Source organism: Micrococcus sp. APC 4021, from assembly GCF_030407635.1.
Classification (GTDB): Bacteria; Actinomycetota; Actinomycetes; order Actinomycetales; family Micrococcaceae; genus Micrococcus; species Micrococcus luteus.
The window spans coordinates 1-3,944 of the sequence record NZ_JASDCZ010000164.1 but is presented as its reverse complement, the minus strand read 5'-3'; the positions used below and the strand labels follow the sequence as shown (position 1 = coordinate 3,944).

Genomic DNA, 3,944 nt, shown 5'->3' with positions numbered 1-3,944 from the left:
CCCGCCGCCCACCTGCGCGGCGAGCACCTGACCGTCTCGCTCGGCGGGCACCGCGTGCTCACGGACGCCACGGTGCGGATCAACGCCGGCTCGCGGCTCGGGATCGTGGGTGAGAACGGGCGCGGCAAGACCACGCTGCTCCACGTGCTCACGGGCCGGATCACGCCCGACGTCGGCCGCGTGACGCGGGCGGGCACGCTCGCGTTCGTCCCGCAGGCGCTGCGGGCGCGGGCCGACGGGCGCTCCCGCACGGTGGGCGACCTGGTCCGCGACGCCCTCACGGGCCCGCACGCCGCACTCGAGGCCCTGGACGCCGCCGCGGCCGCCCTGGCCGAGGCCCCCGACGACGCCGGCGCCGGACACCGGTACTCCACCGCGCTGGAGCGGGCCCACCTCTACGACGCCTGGGACGCCGGCCGGCGCGTGGACATGGACCTCGAGGGGCTGCACGCGTGCACGGACCGCGAGCGCCCCCTCACATCGCTCTCGGTCGGCCAGCGCCACCGGGTGCGCCTGGCCGTCACCCTCGGCTCCCGGCCGGACCTGCTGCTGCTGGACGAGCCGACCAACCACCTGGACGACGTCGCCCTGGACTTCCTCACCCGCCGGCTGGTGGAGCACCCGGGCGGGGTCGCCGTCGTCAGCCACGACCGCGCCCTGCTGCGCGCCGTGTGCACCGACATCGTGGACCTGGATCCCAGCCAGGACGGGCGGCCGCGGCGGTACTCCGGCGGGTACGCCGGCTGGGCGAAGGGGCGCCGCCGCGCCCAGGCCGCCTGGGAGCAGGAGTACGCCGAGCAGAACGCCGAGCGCGAGCGGCTGGAGCTGGCCGTGGAGGACGCGCGGGAGCAGATGCAGGGCTCGTGGCGGCCCCCGAAGGGCACCGGCAAGCACCAGCGCTCGAGCCGGTCGGCGGGGATCGTGCAGATGTTCAACCGGCGCTTCGACGAGCTGGAGGCGCACCGGATCACCGTGCCCGAGCCGCCCCTGCGCCTGGACTGGCCGTTCGCGGACATGCCCGACGGCGACCCGCGGGACGGCGCGGACGCGGCGGCGGGCACGGCGGGCGGGCCGGGCACGGCGGGCGACGACGTCCTGCTCACCGCGGACGCCGTGCGCGTGGCCGGGCGGCTCGAGCAGCCGATGGGCGCGGCCCTCGTGCCGGGCGGCCGCGTGCTGGTGACGGGCCCGAACGGGGCCGGGAAGTCCACGCTGCTGCGCGTGCTCGCCGGGGACCTGGAGCCCACGAGCGGCTTGGTGACCGTGGGCGCCGACGTGCGCGTGCGCCTCGTGGCGCAGGAGACCCCCGCGTGGGACGAGGAGCGCACCGCCGCCGCCGTGTTCGAGGAGCACGTGCGCCGCGTCGGCGCGGACGAGGCCGGCGTCGACGACCTGGGCCGTCCCCTGCCGGCCCCCACGCTGCCCTCGCTCGGGCTGCTCACCGCCGAGGCCGCGGACACCCCGGTCGGACGCCTGTCCCAGGGGCAGCAGGCCCGTCTGCACCTGGCGATGGTGCTCATCGAGCGCCCCCACGTGCTGCTGCTGGACGAGCCGACGAACCACCTCTCCCCCGCGCTCGTGGACGAGATGACCGAGGCCCTGCAGGTCACGGAGCAGGCCGTCGTCGTGGTGACCCACGACCGGCAGATGCTCGCCGACCTCGCCGACTGGCCGCGCGTCGAGCTGCGGACCGACGCCGCGGCGGTGTGAGGCGGGCGGGGCCCCTGGCCACAGGCCCGGCCCGGCGGTCCGCCCTCAGAGGTGCGCCCGGCACAGCCGCCGCAGCGCCACGCGGGCCGGCAGTCGGTAGGCCAGGGCGACGACGGCGGGCCCGTGGACCGTCAGCCCCGCCCGGGTGCCGCGGGGGGTGGCGGTGAGGTCGTGCGTCATGGAGACCGCCGTCCCGGCCACCCGCACCGTCCACCGCCAGGTGCGGGCGTCGTCGTCGACCTCCTCGACCACGAACGGGACGCGCAGCCCCAGGGGCGCGTGGACCACGCCGCGAAGCCCGGCCCGCAGCCGGCGCCGTGGCGCCTCCACGGCGCGGATCTGCGGAGCCCACCGCGGCCACAGGCGCAGGTCGGCGTAGCGGGCCCAGGCCACGTCCACGGCGGCGGGCCCGGTCGTCGTCACGCGGCGGAACTGTCGGGGGCGGCGCGCGCGCCTCGCGCCGGCGGGGGTGCGGGTCCAGGGGGTCCGGATCATGGTGCCGAGCGTAGGGTCCGGACCGCCGGCCGGGACACGCCCGCCGGCCCGAGCGGCTCGGCCAGTGCACCGGGGGCGGCGTCGCGCTCCGGCAGGAAGGGCGCATGACCCTCCCCACCCCCTCCGGCCGCTGGACGACGACGGCGCGGCCTGCCTTCGCCGTCGCCGCGGCCCTGTCCCTGGGCGGCAACCTGCTCTCACTGTGGATCGGCTCGTGGAAGTCCTCGGACCTGCCGGCCGACGCGGGCTACGCGGGCGTGCTCGAGGGCGGCTGGGAGCACATGCTCAACCAGCCCACGTACTTCACGTTCCTCTCGAACTTCCTGGTGGGGCTGACGTCCCTGCTGCTGGCGCTGCGCCTGCACCGGCCGGGCACGCTGTTCCGGGTGCTGCGGGTGACGGGGGTGGTGTGCATCGTGATCACGGGCGTGGTGTTCAACGTGCTGCTGCGGGACGCCGACCCGATGACCGCCGTCGAGCGGTTCAACGACACCCTGCAGCACATCGTCACGCCGATCCTCACCCCGGTGCTGTGGGCGGTCTTCGGGCCGCGGCGGCAGATCACGTGGCGGGTGGTGTGGTTGTCCACGCTCATCCCGCTCGCCTGGCTGGCGTTCACGCTGCTGCGCGGGCCGTGGCTGGACTGGTACCCGTACACGATCCTGGACGTCCCGCGGCTGGGCTACGACGGCGTCGCCGTCTACGTGGTGGCGATCCTCGTGTTCTTCGTGGCGGTCGCCGCCCTGCTGCGGGTGGCCGACGGCCTGCTGGCGCGGGCCGGCGTCGGGGTGGGGGCGGGCGCCGAGGCGGAGGCCCGGGTGGAGGCCCGTCCCTCCCCCTGACCCCGCCTCAGTCCGACGCCGCGCGGCCCACCTGCACCGCCCACGCGCGGACGAGCGCCTCGGCGACCTCCGGCTGGTCCAGGTGCACGTTGTGGCCGGCGGCGTCGAGCGCCGCGTAGGTGGCGCGCGGGTAATGCTCCAGGAGCGCGGCCTGGTCCCGGTAGCCGACGAGGTGGTCCTCCCGGCCGGTGAGGATCAGGGCGGGCCCCTCGAACGGCGGCGCGGCCTCCTCCGGCACGGCGTCCAGGACGTAGCGCGCGGACAGGCGCTTCAGCGCCTCCTCGTCCACGGCGCGGACGCCCGGCAGCGCGTGCTCGCGGAACCGCTCCCACGTGTCCCGCGTCAGCCGCGGGGACATCTCGAGGAACGGGGCGGCGTCGTCGGGGTCGAGGGTAGACATGAAGGCGTCGTCGCGCTCGCGCACCACCAGGTCGGTGCGGGTGCGCCGGTCCTCGTCCGGGTCGACGACGGGCGCGAGCAGCCCCAGCCCCAACACCTGCGCGCCGGACTCGGCCGCCACGTGCCGGGCGAGCAGGCCGCCGAGGGAGTTGCCGAGCACCGCGAACGGCCGCTCGCCGACCTCCGCGCGGATCCAGTCCACGAGCCAGGCGGCGAGCTCGGGGAGGCCGCCGTCGTCCTGGAGGGCCGAGGTCCGGCCGAAGCCCGGCAGGTCCACGTAGATCCGCTCGACCTCCCCGGCCTCGGCGAGGGCGTCGTCGAGCGGCAGCAGCAGCCGGTGGTCCACGCTGTTGCCGTGCACCGCGATCAGCGGGACGCCGGAGCCGCGGCGGACGACGTGGGGGTTCTCGGGGGTGTGCTCGGATGTGTGCTCGGTCATGGGTCCGAGCGTAGGGCTGAGCGCGCGGTGCCGCCCTCTCCCCGCCGCCCTCTCCTCGC

Annotated in this window: 4 protein-coding genes; 2 read left to right on the top strand and 2 right to left on the bottom strand. The window is 76.6% G+C overall.

The window, feature by feature from the left end; all coding sequences use genetic code 11:
* Positions 1 to 1,710: ABC-F family ATP-binding cassette domain-containing protein (locus QL983_RS10665; RefSeq protein WP_290152936.1), on the top strand; the 1,710-nt coding region annotated here is incomplete at its 5' end.
* A 45-nt stretch (positions 1,711 to 1,755) separates the two neighbouring features.
* Here QL983_RS10665 and QL983_RS10660 read toward each other — a convergent pair.
* Positions 1,756 to 2,205: an SRPBCC family protein gene (locus QL983_RS10660; protein WP_020627043.1), complete on the bottom strand. Its 450-nt coding sequence runs from the start codon at positions 2,203 to 2,205 to the stop codon at positions 1,756 to 1,758.
* A gap of 104 nt (positions 2,206 to 2,309) precedes the next feature.
* Between QL983_RS10660 and QL983_RS10655 the strand changes: the two genes are divergently transcribed.
* Complete coding sequence (locus QL983_RS10655; RefSeq protein ID WP_020627044.1) at positions 2,310 to 3,047, top strand: Pr6Pr family membrane protein; 738 nt, start codon at positions 2,310 to 2,312, stop codon at positions 3,045 to 3,047.
* Between the two features lie 7 nt (positions 3,048 to 3,054).
* On the opposite strand, the gene QL983_RS10650 is transcribed toward QL983_RS10655, so the two are convergent.
* Complete coding sequence (locus QL983_RS10650) at positions 3,055 to 3,885, bottom strand: alpha/beta hydrolase (RefSeq protein WP_122054764.1); 831 nt, start codon at positions 3,883 to 3,885, stop codon at positions 3,055 to 3,057.
* Positions 3,886 to 3,944 lie beyond the last annotated feature (59 nt).

Bases quoted from the DNA above. Each gene is read 5' to 3' on its own strand.
- QL983_RS10655 (WP_020627044.1), top strand. From the start codon at position 2,310: ATGACCCTCCCCACCCCCTCCGGCCGCTGGACGACGACGGCGCGGCCT.
- QL983_RS10660 (WP_020627043.1), bottom strand. From the start codon at position 2,205: ATGATCCGGACCCCCTGGACCCGCACCCCCGCCGGCGCGAGGCGCGCG.
- QL983_RS10650 (WP_122054764.1), bottom strand. From the start codon at position 3,885: ATGACCGAGCACACATCCGAGCACACCCCCGAGAACCCCCACGTCGTC.